Raw genomic sequence first — 15,463 nt, forward strand, 5'->3', positions numbered from 1 at the left:
CCTACTGCGGTGACACCTTCGTCACGGTTCCGAGGAAACTGGTTGCGTAGAGCGACTTCTCGTCCCACCCCGGACCGCTGCCGAACTCCACGGCGGAGGTCAGCGGCAATCCCTCTGCGATCACGCACGAGCCACCGCCATCGGGATCGAGCCGGACGATCTTGCCCCCGACGTTGAGTGCGACATAGAGGTTCCCGTCGGGGCCCATGGTGAGGTCGTCGGCGACGTTGAGTACTCCGGCACCCGGGATGGTCAGTGTCGTGATCCGCTGCCCGGTGTCCGCATCGACTCCGACGATCTCGGTGGTGGCGTTGAAGGTCGTTGCCACCCAGAGAATTTCGCGAACAGTATCCCAGATCATCCCGTTCGTGGAGCTCACCGATGGCGCAAACGGCCGACTCGTACCGGTGACCGGATCGACACGGGTGAGACCCGTGTACGCACCCAGGTCGCGACTGACCACCAGAGACCCGTCGGGCAGCAGGGCCAGACCATTGGGCATGGTGAGACCCGTTGCCACGGTTCTGGTCTTCCCTGTACCGAGATCAAGAAGCTCGATGGTGCCGTCGGCGGCGTCGAGCAATCCCGACGCCGTCGAGTTGCCGGTGTTGAAGAATGCGGTATCGCCGACGACGACGATTCCACCCGGTCCCTCGACATCGGGGACCGCCGTCGAACGTTGCCCGCTCGCGGTCAGCTTGCGCACCGCCCCTGGACCGGTGAAGCTCAGTTCGGAGAGCAGCAACCCCCCACGGTCGTCGAAGTCGAGGTTCTCGAGCGTGCCGTACCCGGACGCGACCGCTGTCGTGGTCCACGGGACGCAGGCACTGCCGGCGACCGCAGGCGAGGTCGCTGCGATGAGGCCCCCGAACGTCACCGCAACTGCCACACATCCGGAGATCAGCTTTGATGTCATCAGAGCATCATTGCCGATCCGAACGCCTCCTGTGATCGGTTCACGCCTGCTAGGCGGTCACCCACTCACTCCAGGTGGTCAGTTCGGACAGGGCCTGCGGGTCCGGGTCGATCCCGATCCCGGGACCGGTGGGCACGGCCATCATTCCGCCTTCGGCCACGAATGGCTCTGTGAGGTCACGGTCGAAGTACCGCGCTGACGACGAGATGTCCCCGGGCAGTGTGAATCCGGGCAGGGCGGCGAGGGCGAGATTGGCCGCCCGGCCGAGTCCGGTCTCGAGCATTCCGCCGCACCACACGGGGACGCCATGGGCCACGCAGACATCGTGGATCCGGCGGGCTTCGAGAAAGCCGCCGACTCTCCCGGGTTTGATGTTGACGATGTCGCAGGCCCCGATCGCCAGCGCGTCCACCGTCGATCGCGCGGACAGGATCGACTCGTCGAGGCACACCGGCGTCGTCGACATCTCCCGCAAGCGGGCATGCGTACGCAGGTCCTCCTCGTCGAACGGTTGCTCGATGAGAAGCAGATCGAAGGGGTCGAGCTTGATTAGGTGCGGCAGATCCGCAGGGCCGTAGGCGGTGTTCGCATCGACCTGCAACATCAGATCGTCGCCGAAGTGCTCACGGACCGCCCGCGTCGGTTCGAGGTCCCAACCCGGCTGGATCTTGAGTTTGATGCGCCCGTAGCCCTCGTCGAGGTACCCCTGCACGTTGTCGAGGAGCTTCTCGATGCTGTCGGTGATACCCACCGACACGCCGACCGGCACCGCCGGTCGCACCCCACCGAGGTATCCGGACAACGGTAGACCTGCGATCCTGAGTTCGGCGTCGAGAACCGCGGTTTCCAAGGCAGCCTTGGCCATTCGGTGCCCTTTGAACTTGTCCACCAGCGGTGCCACCCCGGTAGCCGTCACCCGCCCGGGTGCCAGCACCGCGGGAATCAGGAATCGCTTGAGCACATCGATTGCGCCACCGGCATATTCGGACGAGTAGATCGGGTCGTCGATGGCGACGCACTCACCCCAGCCCTCCGCGTCGGCGGTCGCCACCCGCACCAGCAGGGCATGGCGGGACAGTTCGACGCCGAACGAGGTCTGGAACGGTGCAACCAGCGGCAGGTCGACGAGCCGCAGTTCGATTCCGGTGATGTTCATGATCGCTCCGATGTCGAGAACACGTAGCAGCCCGAGCGGTGGAAGGTGACATCTCTGCCGTGCTGTCCGACGAGCTCGGACATGACCTCGCGCAGGGCAATTCGCCACCGGGAGGCAGCCGCGGGATCGTCGCGGCGCATGGCCTCGATGTCGCGGGGCACAGGAACGAGCACCACGTCGGCCTCGGAGAGGAGATGGATGGTCGCTCGCGGGGCTGCCGGATCAGAGGTGTCGATCGCGGTCACCGCACCGCTCAGCGAGTCTGCGTCGAGGGGCATCGGGGGCCGGGGATCGTCGAGTGGCCACGTCACCAGCAACCGGTCACTGTCGTCGCCCCCACCGATCTCGTCGCCGACATCCCCGTAGAAGTCGACGTGGTAGGCCAACGGCGCCGCGCCCAGTTTCGCCAAGTTGAAGTGCGCGTTGCGGGCCACCAACGGATCGAACGTCCACGTGATCTCTGAAATACCTTGCGCCAGCGCCCAATCACGTTGGTGGAATTTCAGCGCGTAACCGACGCTCCGCCCGCGGCCGCGATCTCCCACCCCCGTGATGTGACTGTGCAGCACCCGCCCGGCGGGAGCGGCGAAGAATCCGACGCTGCCACCCACCAGCACATCATCGAGATAGGCGCCGCTGACGTAATTGCCTGCATGGATCAGCGCCCGCAGCATGTCGGTGCTGACCGGACGGTTGCCTGGATCGGGCCGCCAGATCTCGTCGAACAGACTTACGAGCGACACGATGTCGTCATTCGACTCCAGCATGCGCAGTGCCAGCCCGGACGACGCCGGTATCGGGGAATTCTTCACCGTCCTGAATCTACGCAGAACTCGACACGCGTGCCGGTATGGCTGACATCACATTCTTAGCGCCGCGAACCACTGACCTGCACCCCCGGGATCAGCCCTTGCCGGCGAGCCGCCGGTTGGTCACGGATCGATAACGGGTTAACGGCATGTTTCGGGTAGCGTCGGCGCGGACCACAGGGGCCTGAGGCCCGAAACAGGAGGTATCCGCCTTGGGTAAGCACTCAGCCCCTAAGAGGAAGTCGCGCTCGCCGTTCGCATTGGTCGCGCTCGTCCCCATCGGACTCGTAGCCGCGGCAGCGACCGCGGAAGCCGGTCATCAGTTGACAGAGAGCCCCACCAGTCAGGTCGCCGACAGCCCGCCTGCCGCCACCGAAGCCTCCCCAGCGCCCGCCGCCGCACCGGTGACAGCGCAGCCCGTCGTCTCGACCCCCGAACCGCCCGCACCGGCGCCCTCGCAGGCCCCGGAAGCCGTGCCCGCGAGCGTCACCACCGGTGCGATCCCCAAGATCAACTGGGAGGCGTACCACGCGGCGGGCTCCAAGCTCGCCCAGGAACTCCCCGGCTGCGGCATCTCGTGGCAACTGATCGCCGGCATCGGCCGGGTCGAGTCCACCCACGCCAACAACGGTAAGGCCGACGCCACGGGCAAACTCGAGATCCCGATCCTCGGACCGATTCTCGACGGCAGCCTCGCCGGTAACAACGTCATCCACGACACCGACGGCGGCGCCCTCGACGGCGACCCCGTTTTCGACCGCGCGGTGGGGCCGATGCAGTTCCTGCCCGAGACCTGGAAGCACTACGCCGAGGACGGCAACGGAGACGGCGTCGCCGACCCACAGAACCTCTTCGATGCAGCCCTGACCACCGGTCGCTATCTCTGCGACGGCAACCTCGACCTCCGCGACCCAGCCCAGCAGGTCACCGCGGTGCTGCGCTACAACAACTCGATGGACTACGTCTCGAACGTCCGCGGCTGGGCCCAGGGTTACTGAGGGACTGCCGCCGCTCGCGGCAGGGTGAACAGCGTGATCACGCTGACGACCACCAGCAGGATCGCACCGACGATCAGGAAGGTTGCGATCGCGGCACCCGGCAGGAACAGCACGATGATGCCGGCGATGATCGAGAACGCACCCGATCCGATCAGGAACCACTTCGGCGCGTAATGAGCACCTGCGAGCCCGGCAGCGACCTCCTGGATGCCCTGGAAAATCCAGCCGACGCCGATCAGGATCGCCAGCAGGACGAGTGATTCACCCGGATTGAACAGGCACACGATGCCGGCGATCAGGATGATCGCACCCATGACACCCAGAAATACCCGTATCCCGGTGGGCAGGAGCTTCGCCGAGAACGCCATGGTCAGACGGTAGATACCGGTGAAGATCAGAGTGATTCCGAAGAGAACCGCGACCACAACGAGCGTCGGCTCCGGCCAGATGAGCGCCACGATTCCGATGATGATGCCGATGACAGCGCTGGCGATGAGCCCGGCGCGCACGGCGTTGCGCAGCTGATCGGGGAAAGACTGAGGGACAACAATGTTCGTCATGGGATGAACTTACAACCATCGCGCCTCTCGATCTTACGAAAGTCATGGCCGCAGGCCGGCCACGAAAATGGCCAGCACCCGGTCGGTGAGTTCGGATGCCGTGATCGTGCCGTCCATCATCGGGTCGGCGATCAGGGCAGGTAGGGGACGGGTGATCAGAGCAACCCCGGCGAAGAAGTCGCGCGCGGTCACCGACTCACGGACCACGCCGTGTGACTTCGCCCGCTCCAAGATCTCACCGACGCTGGCGAGGTTGCCCTTGCGGGCATCGATCAGCTCGGACGGGATGAGGTCCTGATCCCGGACGATGATCGGGATCAGGGCACCGAGTTGCAGGGATACGAACATCTGGGTCAACCGGGTCATCGCGCCGTCAGGATCCTCATCGACCTGCGCCAGCAGTTCATCGAGGGTCCGCCGGCTGCGATGGAGTCCGTCGGCCAGGATCGCCAGCTTGAGGTCGAGCCGGGTCGGAAAATTGCGGTACAGCGTCGCGATGCCGACCCCTGCCGCTTCGGCGACCGCCTCGAGCGGGACGTCGTAGCCTCGATCGGCGAACAGAATCCGACCGGCCTCCACCAGCCGGTCGCGGCGCGCCTCGGCATCAGCCCTCACTCCAGGTCTCCCCTCGATCACTCTCGGCACTTGACAGCCCACCTTATACGGAGGAATATCCTCCGGTATACAAGTGGAGGATATTCCTCCACCACAGGCGACGAGGAGAAGGCATGAACCGCAAAGCTGTGGGCGCGATGATCGGACTCGCCGGGGTGGTGATCCTGATCTCCTTGGCCTTCGTGCTGCCGATGAAGCACTCCGGTCCTCACGACCTACCCATCGGGGTGGCCGGCCCCGTAGCCGCGACCTCTCAGATCGAGGACGCCCTCACGACGTCCGCTCCGGAGAACTTCGAGTTCCACGAGTACGGCTCTGCCAATGAGGTCCGCACCGCGATCGCCGAACGAGACGTGGTGGGCGGCATCGTCGTCACCCCGACCGGGCCGACGATGCTCGTGGCATCGGCGGGCGGGGCGCAGATCGCGCAATCTCTACGCGGTGTCGCAGCCGCGCTGTCGACGCAGGCGGGCACCACCGTGACCGTCGAGGACGTGGTCCCCACCACCGCCGACGATCCGCAGGGCGCCGGCATCGCCGGACTGGCCCTACCCCTGGTACTCGGCGGAATCATCCCCGCGATCGTCTTCCTGCAGCTGTTGCCGCGCAAACCGGTACAGCAGGCAACCGCCGCGGTGGGCTTCGCGCTCCTCACCGGCCTCGGCCTGAGTCTGATCCTGCGGTTCGTGATCGGCACCTTCGACGGCAGCGTCATCCCGGTCGGTCTCGGCATCGCACTCGGGATGTCAGCGATCAGCCTGACCCTGATCGGGCTGACGGCCAATATCGGGATGGCCGGTTTCGGACTCGGCGCGGTCACGATGATGATCGTCGGCAACCCCCTGTCGGGAATCGCCTCGAGCGCCTACTGGTTGCCATCCGGCTGGTCCGAGCTCGGACAGCTGCTTCCACCGGGCGCCTCGGCCACGCTCCTACGGTCGCTCGCATTCTTCGACGGTCACGGCGGTGGAACCGCAGTTGTCGTCCTCATCGCCTGGGTCGCGGTGGGCGCGGGTCTGGTGCTGGTGGCCCGGCGCCGTTCCGCCAACGCGGGCCGTCACGAGGCAGCCGAATCCGCACCGGTCGCGGCGTGACTAGAGACCCAGCGACCGGGCGTACTCCTCGACCTGCTTCTTGGCGTCCGACATACTCCCACCGTTGCGCTCATGCCACAGCTTCATCGCGATCGGCAGCTTTCCCGCGCGCAGCGCCTCGGTGATCTCGGCGGGCACAGTTGCCGACGGTCCGGGCGCCGGGGCAGGCGCACCCAGCCTGCGGTAGAGATCGTCGATCAATTCACCCTGTCGCCGCACCTCGCGTTTGAGGTCTGCGATGTCTTGGGCGTCGCTGGTACTCATCGGGTCTCGTTCCCTTGTTGTCGCTGTTCGCTGTGGTTCGGACGTTAACAGCGCTCTGAGCGAAGATGAACTGATGAAGGTCGATCGAACGACACGGATCCCTGGCGTCGACATCGCCAGGGCGCTGGCGGTCCTCGGCATGTTCGCCGCACACATCCTCGACCTCGACGATCTACGCTGGACCGATCCGGCCACCTACGCCTCGCTGGTCCAAGGGCATTCCGCGGTCACGTTTGCAGTGCTGGCCGGTGTCTCGATCGCGCTCGTCACAGGCGGTACCCGTCCACGAACACCGGAACAACTGGTGATCGCCCGGCACCAGCTCCTGGTGCGCGCGTGCTGCATCTTCTTTCTCGGCGGACTGCTGCAGATGCTCGGCACCCCGATCCTGGTCATCCTGGTGATGTACAGCTTCCTGTTCGTCCTGGCCCTGCCGCTCCTGCGGGTGCCGCCGCGGACCCTGTTCACCGTGGCCGGCGTGCTGGCCGTGGTGATGCCGGTCATCGTCCCTCCCCTGCATGCCGCCATCGGCGCATGGGGGTCTCCGTACAACGCACTGTCCGACATCTTGATCAACGGCGGTTATCCGGCGCTCATCTGGTCGGCGTACCTGCTGCTCGGCCTCGGTCTGGGGCGACTCGACCTACGCTCCCCCGCGGTCGCACGACGGATGGTCGGATTCGGCGCAGGTATCGCTGCTGCGGCGTATCTGCTCTCTGCCGCGTTGGTTCCGCTCCAGGACGCCGTGGACCCGAATCGTCGATTCGAACCCCCGTCGAAGTTCTTCGCGCCCTACGACAATCCGGGTGAGGGCTTTCGCTGGGCGTGGTCAGACCTCATCGGACTCCTCGGAGCGGATGCCCACTCGGGCACGCCGTTCGACGTGTACGGTTCGGCGGGCATCAGCATGGTCGTCATCGGTGGCTGTCTGCTGCTCTGCCCGCGGCCCTCGCCCTGGAACTACCCACTACGGGCCACCGGCTCGATGGCACTGACCGTGTACAGCGTCCATGTCGTGGCCATCTTCGCGCTGTGTTCGGTCACCGAACGGGGCACCTCCGGCGACTACCCGTGGCAGAACGTCTGGACCTGGCTGGTGTTCGCCGCGGTCGCGATCGCCATCTCCTCCTTCTGGATCCGCAGGTTCGGTCGCGGCCCGCTCGAACGCCTGATCACCACGATCGCGGAGCGGAGCTCCGGTAGTCGCCGACACTCGCCTACGGGCGCCCCTCAATCGGTAGAGTGAGAACAGTTGCCGCGGCCACCCTTTGCACTGCATGCGATCGGCGGGTCGAGTAGGACTCACGCTAGGACGACCGATGCCAGTTCGGCACGACACTGTCACCCAAATTGGCAGTGGTACATATGCTTTCATGGATCTCCCCGGAGGCTGGGGACAGACCAACACTGGGTTGGTGGTCGGCGACGACGCAGCGATGGTCATCGACACCGCGTGGGACCGGCCGCGAGCGCGTGCCCTCGCCGAGGCCGCCGCCGAACTGACCGCCGGAGTTCCCGTCACCGAAGCTGTCAACACCCACTCCGACGGTGACCACTGGTGGGGCAACGACACCCTGCCGCCGGCTGCGCGCATCACCACCTCGGTCGCCTCCCGCGAAGCGATGACCGACGAGACCCCGCCCGGTGCGGTGGCCCGGTTCTCCGCACTCGGCGCCGTCGCAGGTGTCCTTCCCGGACCGCCCGGGGCGCTCGGGCGGTACATGAGACAGGTCACCGGCGGGGCAGACCTGCCCCGGCGGCTCCCCCGCCTGCCCGACCACACCTTCGAGATCACCGAAACGATCACCGTCGGTGGCCGCGACGCCCATCTACGCACCCTCGGCCCAGCGCACACGCCCGGCGACCTCATCATCCACCTACCCGATGCCGGCGTCGTCTTCAGTGGAGACCTCCTGTTCATCGGGTCCACCCCGATCATCTGGCATGGGCCCCTGGGGAATTGGATCGACGCACTCGACCACATGATCGGGCTCGACGCCGACACCTACGTGCCCGGACACGGACCGATCTGCGGGCGTCGGGAAATCGAGCTGCTCCGCGACTACTGGCAATGGGTCGCAGAGGCCGGACGAGAACACTTTGTCGACGGGACCCCGCCGCTGCGTGCGGCTCGGGAGATGGTGCGGAGTTCGGAGTTCACGCCGTTCTCCCAATGGGGATCGTCGGAGCGCATCGTGGTCAACCTCAGCACCCTGTACCGCCTGTGGGACGGCGGGCAACCCGCGCCGCCGACCTTTGCCCGGAGGGCCCGCGCCTTCGCCGACGCGGGAACCCTGCAACGTGAGCTCGCACGGTGAAGATCCGGAGGCTGAGCGAACCCGCGTCACTGGCGATCCTGCACGAGCCGACCCAGAGATGGGTCAGCCTGCGTGCCGCACTCGATGCCCGCACCGGGCTCGACGAACTGTCTCATCTGCCCGCAAATCTGTTGGCGCTGCTGGCAACCGGCGATCATTCCAGGGCCCGGATCATCGAACTGGTCGACTGGGCAGCCGCCGAAGGTATCGGCGTGGCCCCTGATCCCGCCCCTGCAATCCCTTACTACCCGAGTTCACTACGCTGCTCCCTCGGCTGGGAGGAACACTGGGTCAGGGCAGCGCACAGCCTTCTCGATCGCAACCTCCCGGCGGCCCGGCCGGTCTCCCGGGGCTATGAACGTTTGACCCGCAAGGTGTTTCCACCGCTGCGTCCCAAACCGGCGTTCTACGACCACCCCGTCTACTACACGGGAAATCACCTGACGGTCATCGGCGACGGCGAGCCGATGCCCTGGCCCGCCTACACCAGGGAACTCGACTTCGAACTGGAATTCGGCATGATCCTCGCGCATCCGGTCCGCGACGCGACGCCCGAGAAGGCCGCTGCGGCCATCGGCGGTTTCGTGGTGTTCAACGACTTCAGTGCCCGAGATGTGCAATGGGATGAGCAGCGCCGCGGGGTCTTCGGACCCGTGGTCAAGGCCAAGACGTTCGGCAGTTCCATCGGTTCGGTGGTCGTCACCGCCGACGAGGTGTTGTCCAAGATCGACCAGCTCGGCGCGACCGTTCAGGTGAACGGAGAGCGCTGGTCGTCCACCAGTACCCGCGGATTGCGGTACAGCCCCGGCGAAGTGGTCGCCTACGCCAGTCAGTCCGAAAACCTGCACTCCGGCGAACTGATCACCTCGGGTACTCTGCCGAACGGTTGCGGCCTCGAGTTGAACAGGTGGATCTCACCCGGCGACGAGGTGACCCTGTCCATCGATTCGATCGGCTCGGTCACGAACACGGTCGCAGACCCCAGCTGAACCGGGGTCACTCCGGGAGCGAGTGCCTACCGCCTGCTCGTGGCTGCGGAGCCCGGGTTTTTGGGATCTCGGGGGGCCGGGGTCGCGGGGCAACCTGCGGGGTGGGCTCGTGTTGCGCCGGCGCCGCGGTCTTCCCCGTACTGGTCAACATCACGGCCACCGCTGTGGTCAGCGGCACCGACAGCGCGATCGCGATGCCACCGACAAACGACCGAGCCAATTCGACAGCCACCAGATCTGTGGTGATCAAGGTCGAGAAGGACTGTCCCGACACCGAGAACAGGAGCAGTAGCGGCAACGTACTGCCCGCATACGCGAACACGAGGGTGTAGACGGTGCTCGCGATGTGATCACGCCCCACCCTCATCGCCGCGGTGAAAGTCTGCAGGCGGTCGCCGCCGTCGGCGGCGGAAAGCTCGAAGACGGCCGACGCCTGCGTGATCGTCACATCGTTGAGCACCCCGAGAGCACCGATGATGAAACCGGCCAACAGGATCCCATCGACCGATATCGCATTATTGTAGATCTGCAAATTGGTCGTCTGGTCTTGCCCCAAGCCCGTGATGTTCATCGTCTCGATCGAGAGCCACGACAGGAAGCCGGCCAACAACAGCGACACCAACGTTCCGAGCAACGCCGCGCTGGTTCGCAGGCTCACCCCGTGCGCCAGATAGATCACGACGAACAGGATCGCTGCGGACGACACGATCGCCACGGCCACCGGCGACTTCCCGTCGAGCATCGCCGGCAGAGTGAATCCGAACAGCACCACGAACGCGAAGACCAGACCGATCACCGACCGCAATCCGCGCCACGAGGCCACCAGCACGATGGCCGCGACGAACACCAGTGCCCAGACGAGGACAGACGTCGACCGTTCGTGGTCGAAATACGCGTAGGTGTCGGCACCGTCCACCCCGGCCGACCGCGACAGCTTGATCTCGTCACCGATACTCAGATCCGGTTGTCCGGCTTGCGGTTTGGCCAACTGCTCGGGGGTGAGCTCATCGCTACCGGCGTCCTGCTGAACGCCTGCCTGGACCCGGTTCGTCGGAACCTCGAGGAGGGTGTTGGCACCCTCGTTAGGGCCTGACGACAACGCCACCGTGTTCTGGATGCACTGGCCGTCCTTCACGGTCAGCACCTGCGGGTCGCCGGAGAACACCTTCCCGGACTGCGGATTCAGACAGTCCGCAGTCGCCTGCGCCACCACCTGCCCGGTTTCGATCTGCACCGAACCACCGCCCGACGACTGGAAGATGACGGGAACATCATGGTCGCGGTCACCGGGCCACAGCATGATCAGTCCCGCGATCACCGCGAGCGCACTGGCCACCAGGAGCCCGACCACCGTTTTGGCAACCACCGGATGCAAATCCACATCAACCAGTCCGTGGCTGTGGCCGTGCTGATGGGTCTCGTCAGGTCCAGATGCTCGGCTCACCCGGTCACCTTAGGCAGATATCGGAGAATCCCCACAGCGCAGCGCGCCGGTACGCGATGATGGTGACGTGCTCGACGAGATGCAGCGCGAGGCCACCGAGCTGTTTGCAGCCGGTGAGTACACTCACGCGCTCGCCGAGTTCTCGGTGCTCCGCGAGATCCGCTGCCGCCGCGAGGGCCCGTACTCGTTGATGTGCCTGTCCAATTTGCACGACGTGATCCGCTGCCAGGTCCGCTTGAAGTTGTGGGCCGACTGCGAGCCGATGTGCCGCGATCTGCTCGCCAAGTACACCTTCACCCACGGTCCGACGGATCCCGACACCCTCGATGTCACCGAGCACATGATCGCCACGCTCGAGGGACTCGGCCGCCGCGGCGAGGCCGCGGAACTCTGCAACCGGACCGCCGACGCTCTCGTCGCCGCCGGACAACGCCGCAAAGCCGTGGTCTTCCGCGATGCGGCCACCCGTCACCTGCAACAATCCCCCGAACCCACTGGGCGCTGAACGCTCCTTCTCAGAATTCGCGCAACCTGCGCGCATACGCGCCAGTTGCACCTGTCGCGTACGCACGCAGGTGGCGCGAATTCTCACGCTGCTCGATTGTGCTTAGATACAAGTTGTGTCTATCGCATTGTCTGCCGCCGAACGCGCGTATCGCCGCGTCAAGGACCGGATTCTGTCCGGGTCCCTTGCCGGTGGTGAGCTGATCAGCGAAGGCGAGGTCGCCGCCTCGCTCGAGATGTCACGCACCCCGGTACGCGAGGCTTTTCTGCGCCTCGAGGCCGAGGGCTGGATGAAGCTGTACCCGAAACGGGGGGCACTGATCGTGCCGGTTCCACCCGACGAAGCAGAACACGTGATCGGCGCGCGCTTCCTGGTGGAGACAGGCGCGGTCCGCATCGTGGCCGGCACCGACCGCACCGGCCTCGTGCGGGAACTGCGTGCCGGCATCGAGCGGCACATCACACATGCCGACGCCGGCGATGTCGATGCCTTCACCAAGGAAGACGCCACGTTCCACCGGATCTTCGTGCAGGCGGCGGGCAACCCTCTGCTCTCGGCGTTCTACGACACGCTCCGTGACCGTCAGCTCCGGATGACCAGCGCATCGGTGCAGCGCGACCACGCCCAGATGCAGCGGATCATCAAACACCACACCGAACTGACCGATCTGATCGAGACCGGCGATGTCGAGGGCTTCTCCGAGACACTGTCTGCACACCTGACGGCGGTGCACGACCTGCGGAGGCCGCCGTCATGAGAAGCAACTGGTTCGGCGTCTGCGCGGCGATGTTCGCAATTGCCTGGGGCGGCAACGAATTCACTCCACTGCTGGTGTTCTACAAGCACGAGTACGAGATGTCCGGCCCCACGGTCGACGTGCTCCTGTTCGCCTACGTACTCGGCATGATCCCGGCACTGCTCATCGGCGGTCCGCTGTCCGACCGTTACGGTCGTCGTCCGCTCATGCGTCCCGCAGCGTTCATCGCTGCCGCCGGATCGCTGGTGCTGGCCGTTGCCACCGACGGCGTCTTCTTACTCGGCGTCGGCCGGATCCTCGGGGGCATCGCCATCGGGCTGGCGATGGCGGTGGGCACCAGTTGGCTCAAGGAGTTGTCCAGTCCCCCTTACTCGTACGCCGGGGTGGGCAGCGGCGCGAAGCGCGCTGCCATGAGCCTGACTGCCGGTTTCGGCATCGGTGCCGGAGTCGCGGGCCTGCTCGCGGAGTGGGGACCCTGGCCGCACGCCTTCTCGTACGTCCTGAACGCTGCCATCTGCCTGATCGGTGCGGCGTGGGTGTGGAATGTGCCGGAGACGAAGCCGAAGGCGGAGCTCGACCATGTGCCGGAGACGAAGCCGAAGGCGGAGCTCGACCATATGCCGGAGACGAAGCCGAGAACGCCGGGCGCGCGGTCGGGCCTGCTGTCCGACCTCACGATCCCGTCCGCGGGTCACGCTCGATTCCTGCTGGTGGTCGTACCGTTGGCGCCCTGGGTGTTCGGGGCCGCAATCGGATGCCAGGCGATTCTGCCGTCGCTGATCGCACCGGAGGTCGACGCGGCGCCGATGGCGTTCGCGGCGCTCGTCTCCGTCGTGACACTGAGTTGTGGTTTCGCAATTCAGACGGTGGCGCGGCGGATCGACCGGCCAGACTCCGCCCGGGCCAGTCAGGTGGCGCTGACATTGCTGATTCTCGGAATGGGAGCCGCTGCAGCGGCTTCGGCGCTGTTGACGATCTGGGCCGTCCTGCTTGCCGCCGTGGTGCTGGGCGCCGGGTATGGAATCGCACTGGTGGCAGGATTGTCGGAGGTCCAGCGTATTGCCGGTCCAGGCGACCTCGCCGGACTCACGGCCGTCTATTACGCACTCACCTACCTCGGGTTCGCGGTGCCCGCGACCCTGGCCTATCTACACGAGTACATTCCCGCCGTGACCTATCCGTGGATGTTCGGGTTCGGTGCTGTCGCTGCTGCGGCAACCCTGCTCTTCGTCACCCGAAGCGCCCAGCGTCACCCGTCGGGAGCACTGGCCACACCCGATCCGGCGACTTCTGCGCGGCTCTGACACTATCGATTGGTGTCTGACCCATTCAGCTTCTTCAGCATCCGGCCCGGTGACAATGCGCTGATCCCCACCAGGTGGGCGATGAGCGCGTGGGGTGCGGATTCGCTCAACGGGCCGGCTGTGTGCTCCGCGGCGGCGCGGGTTCTCGAGCAGGAGTTCTCGGATCCCGACTTCGTCCCCGCACGGCTGACGTTCGACCTGTTCAAGTCCGCGAAGAACCAGCCGATGACATTGCACACCCGCTTGGTCCGTTCCGGTCGAAGGATCAAGGTCGCCGATGTCGAGGTCATGCAAGGCGACGTTGTGGTCGCTCGCGCGACCGGCGTCTTCCTACGCAGGTCGGGTCCCCCTCCGGGCAGCGAATGGCATCCGTCGCCGACGTTCACGCCGCCCGAGGAAGCAGCCGACGACGATTCCCGGTCGCGCCACCCCTGGATGCAGACCGACGACACCGACTGGACGCGAGGCATCGGGACCCACCAGAACGTCGCCCGCAAGCGCGCCTGGAGTACCGCCATGGCCGTCGTACCCGACGAACCCGCGTCGCCGTTCGTGCACGCGGTCCAGTCTGCCGAGTCGACAAGTCTGGTCACCAATCTCGGCACCGACGGCATCGGTTACATCAACTGCGACCTCACGATGGCGCTCAGCCGTCTCCCGGAGGGCCCGCAGCTCGGGATCGAAGCCGATACCCACTTCACCGCGGACGGAATCTCGGTGGGGACGGCCACCCTGTACGACCTCAAAGGGCCCTACGGAACCGGTATGGTCACCGCTGTCAGCAATGCAGCAGCACAGATCGACTTCACCAACAGAACAGGTCTGGTCTAGACACCGAGGGGCCGATGGAAAACATAGAGCTTGCGACCGGAATCACGTTGGGCGCCAGCCGCGTCGGCGACGGGCCTGTTGTCCTGCTCAACGGTGGCCTCGGGATGCCGGCAATGGTCTGGGAGCTGTGTGGCCTGACTGCGTCGCTGGTCGACGCGGGTTTTACCGTGATCTCCTACAACGCACGGGGGCTGGCGCCGTCGTCGGCCCCGCCGGCGCCCTATTCGATCGCGGATCTGGCGGGCGACGCGGAGGCGCTACTCGACCACTTCGATGTCACCGAGGCCATCGTGATCGGTTACTCGATGGGTTGCTACGTGACCCAGTCCATGCTGCGCACTCGACCTGAGTTGGTCACGGCAGCAGTTCTTTTCGCCGGACTACAGCCATCGCCCATCGGAGCCCTGGTAGGCGAGATGGAGATCGGGCTGATCGAGCAGATCGGCGAGATACCTCAGGCGGTACTGGTTTTCGAACAGTTGATGACGACTTTGCACACCACCCTGCTGCAAGACCCCGCCACGGTGGCCGGCTGGCGCGACATCCTGAGTGCGTCTGACGGCGGTTGGGCAAGCCCCGATGGCTTCAAGGGTCAGCTCATGGCCTCCTACGCCTGGATCAGCGCCGGCGAACCCCTGCCCGAACACCTCACGCAGATCGACATCCCCACCCTGGTACTGGCTTTCGAGCACGATCTGTTCTTCCCGCCCGCGCAGTCGCGCGAAACTGCGGATCTGATCCCCGGCTCCGCATTTGTCCAGATCGACGGCGCGGGCCACGGCGGCCTGTTCACCGGTCCCGGCGACAGCGTCGAGCGGATCACGGCCTTTTGCAGTCAGCACCGGCCCTGACCCATCAGACCATTCGCACTGAGATCGTCCACGTCAGTGGTGCCCAAGGGCA

Annotated in this window: 17 protein-coding genes; 10 read left to right on the forward strand and 7 right to left on the reverse strand. The window is 65.7% G+C overall.

Going from position 1 to position 15,463, the window contains the following annotated elements; translation table 11 throughout:
- Position 1: 1 nt before the first annotated feature.
- From BH683_RS26495 to BH683_RS26505, 3 genes are read right to left on the reverse strand one after another with little or no spacing between them, the layout of a single operon-like run.
- The gene (locus BH683_RS26495; RefSeq protein WP_084839294.1) at positions 2-916 is read right to left on the reverse strand and encodes an SMP-30/gluconolactonase/LRE family protein; all 915 of its coding nucleotides are present in this window, start codon (positions 914-916) and stop codon (positions 2-4) included.
- Between the two features lie 49 nt (positions 917-965).
- Positions 966-2,072 carry an o-succinylbenzoate synthase gene (gene menC / locus BH683_RS26500; protein WP_084839295.1) on the reverse strand — a complete coding sequence of 369 codons (1,107 nt, stop codon included), beginning with the start codon at positions 2,070-2,072 and terminating at the stop codon, positions 966-968.
- Entirely contained in the window at positions 2,069-2,884 is an 816-nt protein-coding gene (locus BH683_RS26505) for a GNAT family N-acetyltransferase (protein WP_281492335.1), read from the reverse strand. Before BH683_RS26505 ends, menC begins: the two co-directional genes overlap by 4 nt.
- A gap of 209 nt (positions 2,885-3,093) precedes the next feature.
- Here BH683_RS26505 and BH683_RS26510 point away from each other — a divergent pair, with 209 nt between their 5' ends.
- On the forward strand, positions 3,094-3,879 hold the full coding sequence (locus tag BH683_RS26510; RefSeq protein WP_084839297.1) for a lytic murein transglycosylase: 786 nt from the start codon (positions 3,094-3,096) through the stop codon (positions 3,877-3,879).
- On the opposite strand, the gene BH683_RS26515 is transcribed toward BH683_RS26510, so the two are convergent.
- On the reverse strand, positions 3,873-4,439 hold the full coding sequence (locus tag BH683_RS26515) for a DUF308 domain-containing protein (RefSeq protein WP_084839298.1): 567 nt from the start codon (positions 4,437-4,439) through the stop codon (positions 3,873-3,875). The two genes, BH683_RS26510 and BH683_RS26515, sit on opposite strands and share 7 nt — an antisense overlap.
- A 42-nt stretch (positions 4,440-4,481) precedes the next feature.
- The gene (locus BH683_RS26520; protein ID WP_168187137.1) at positions 4,482-5,054 is read right to left on the reverse strand and encodes a TetR/AcrR family transcriptional regulator; all 573 of its coding nucleotides are present in this window, start codon (positions 5,052-5,054) and stop codon (positions 4,482-4,484) included.
- A 113-nt stretch (positions 5,055-5,167) separates the two neighbouring features.
- Here BH683_RS26520 and BH683_RS26525 point away from each other — a divergent pair, with 113 nt between their 5' ends.
- On the forward strand, positions 5,168-6,148 hold the full coding sequence (locus tag BH683_RS26525) for a hypothetical protein (protein WP_084839300.1): 981 nt from the start codon (positions 5,168-5,170) through the stop codon (positions 6,146-6,148).
- Here the strand turns inward: BH683_RS26525 and BH683_RS26530 are convergent, their stop codons facing one another.
- Positions 6,149-6,412, reverse strand: coding sequence for a hypothetical protein (locus BH683_RS26530; RefSeq protein WP_143696142.1), 264 nt, complete (start codon positions 6,410-6,412; stop codon positions 6,149-6,151).
- Between the two features lie 73 nt (positions 6,413-6,485).
- Here BH683_RS26530 and BH683_RS26535 point away from each other — a divergent pair, with 73 nt between their 5' ends.
- The 3 genes from BH683_RS26535 (at position 6,486) to BH683_RS26545 (ending at position 9,719) form a co-directional block, all read left to right on the forward strand.
- Complete coding sequence (locus BH683_RS26535) at positions 6,486-7,658, forward strand: DUF418 domain-containing protein (RefSeq protein ID WP_168187138.1); 1,173 nt, start codon at positions 6,486-6,488, stop codon at positions 7,656-7,658.
- Positions 7,659-7,785: 127 nt separating this feature from the next.
- Positions 7,786-8,730, forward strand: a complete 945-nt coding sequence (locus tag BH683_RS26540; protein WP_246833611.1) for an MBL fold metallo-hydrolase — start codon at positions 7,786-7,788, stop codon at positions 8,728-8,730.
- On the forward strand, positions 8,727-9,719 hold the full coding sequence (locus BH683_RS26545) for a fumarylacetoacetate hydrolase family protein (RefSeq protein ID WP_084839304.1): 993 nt from the start codon (positions 8,727-8,729) through the stop codon (positions 9,717-9,719). The genes BH683_RS26540 and BH683_RS26545 overlap by 4 nt, the downstream gene beginning before the upstream one ends.
- A gap of 7 nt (positions 9,720-9,726) precedes the next feature.
- On the opposite strand, the gene BH683_RS26550 is transcribed toward BH683_RS26545, so the two are convergent.
- Positions 9,727-11,163 carry a YibE/F family protein gene (locus BH683_RS26550; protein ID WP_246833612.1) on the reverse strand — a complete coding sequence of 479 codons (1,437 nt, stop codon included), beginning with the start codon at positions 11,161-11,163 and terminating at the stop codon, positions 9,727-9,729.
- A 67-nt stretch (positions 11,164-11,230) separates the two neighbouring features.
- Here BH683_RS26550 and BH683_RS26555 point away from each other — a divergent pair, with 67 nt between their 5' ends.
- From BH683_RS26555 to BH683_RS26575, 5 genes are all read left to right on the forward strand, one after another.
- On the forward strand, positions 11,231-11,668 hold the full coding sequence (locus BH683_RS26555; RefSeq protein WP_084839305.1) for a hypothetical protein: 438 nt from the start codon (positions 11,231-11,233) through the stop codon (positions 11,666-11,668).
- Positions 11,669-11,789: 121 nt separating this feature from the next.
- Positions 11,790-12,425: a GntR family transcriptional regulator gene (locus BH683_RS26560; RefSeq protein ID WP_084839600.1), complete on the forward strand. Its 636-nt coding sequence runs from the start codon at positions 11,790-11,792 to the stop codon at positions 12,423-12,425.
- The gene (locus tag BH683_RS26565) at positions 12,422-13,729 is read left to right on the forward strand and encodes an MFS transporter (RefSeq protein WP_084839306.1); all 1,308 of its coding nucleotides are present in this window, start codon (positions 12,422-12,424) and stop codon (positions 13,727-13,729) included. The genes BH683_RS26560 and BH683_RS26565 overlap by 4 nt, the downstream gene beginning before the upstream one ends.
- Positions 13,730-13,741: 12 nt before the next feature.
- Entirely contained in the window at positions 13,742-14,560 is an 819-nt protein-coding gene (locus tag BH683_RS26570) for an acyl-CoA thioesterase domain-containing protein (protein WP_246833613.1), read from the forward strand.
- A 14-nt stretch (positions 14,561-14,574) separates the two neighbouring features.
- Entirely contained in the window at positions 14,575-15,411 is an 837-nt protein-coding gene (locus BH683_RS26575; protein ID WP_084839307.1) for an alpha/beta fold hydrolase, read from the forward strand.
- Positions 15,412-15,463 lie beyond the last annotated feature (52 nt).

This window comes from Williamsia sp. 1138 (genome assembly GCF_002095435.2).
Lineage (GTDB): Bacteria > Actinomycetota > Actinomycetes > Mycobacteriales > Mycobacteriaceae > Williamsia.

Bases quoted from the DNA above. Each gene is read 5' to 3' on its own strand.
- BH683_RS26525 (WP_084839300.1), top strand. From the start codon at position 5,168: ATGAACCGCAAAGCTGTGGGCGCGATGATCGGACTCGCCGGGGTGGTG.
- BH683_RS26565 (WP_084839306.1), top strand. From the start codon at position 12,422: ATGAGAAGCAACTGGTTCGGCGTCTGCGCGGCGATGTTCGCAATTGCC.
- BH683_RS26535 (WP_168187138.1), top strand. From the start codon at position 6,486: ATGAAGGTCGATCGAACGACACGGATCCCTGGCGTCGACATCGCCAGG.
- BH683_RS26495 (WP_084839294.1), bottom strand. From the start codon at position 916: ATGACATCAAAGCTGATCTCCGGATGTGTGGCAGTTGCGGTGACGTTC.
- BH683_RS26575 (WP_084839307.1), top strand. From the start codon at position 14,575: ATGGAAAACATAGAGCTTGCGACCGGAATCACGTTGGGCGCCAGCCGC.
- BH683_RS26515 (WP_084839298.1), bottom strand. From the start codon at position 4,439: ATGACGAACATTGTTGTCCCTCAGTCTTTCCCCGATCAGCTGCGCAAC.
- menC (WP_084839295.1), bottom strand. From the start codon at position 2,072: ATGAACATCACCGGAATCGAACTGCGGCTCGTCGACCTGCCGCTGGTT.
- BH683_RS26530 (WP_143696142.1), bottom strand. From the start codon at position 6,412: ATGAGTACCAGCGACGCCCAAGACATCGCAGACCTCAAACGCGAGGTG.
- BH683_RS26540 (WP_246833611.1), top strand. From the start codon at position 7,786: ATGGATCTCCCCGGAGGCTGGGGACAGACCAACACTGGGTTGGTGGTC.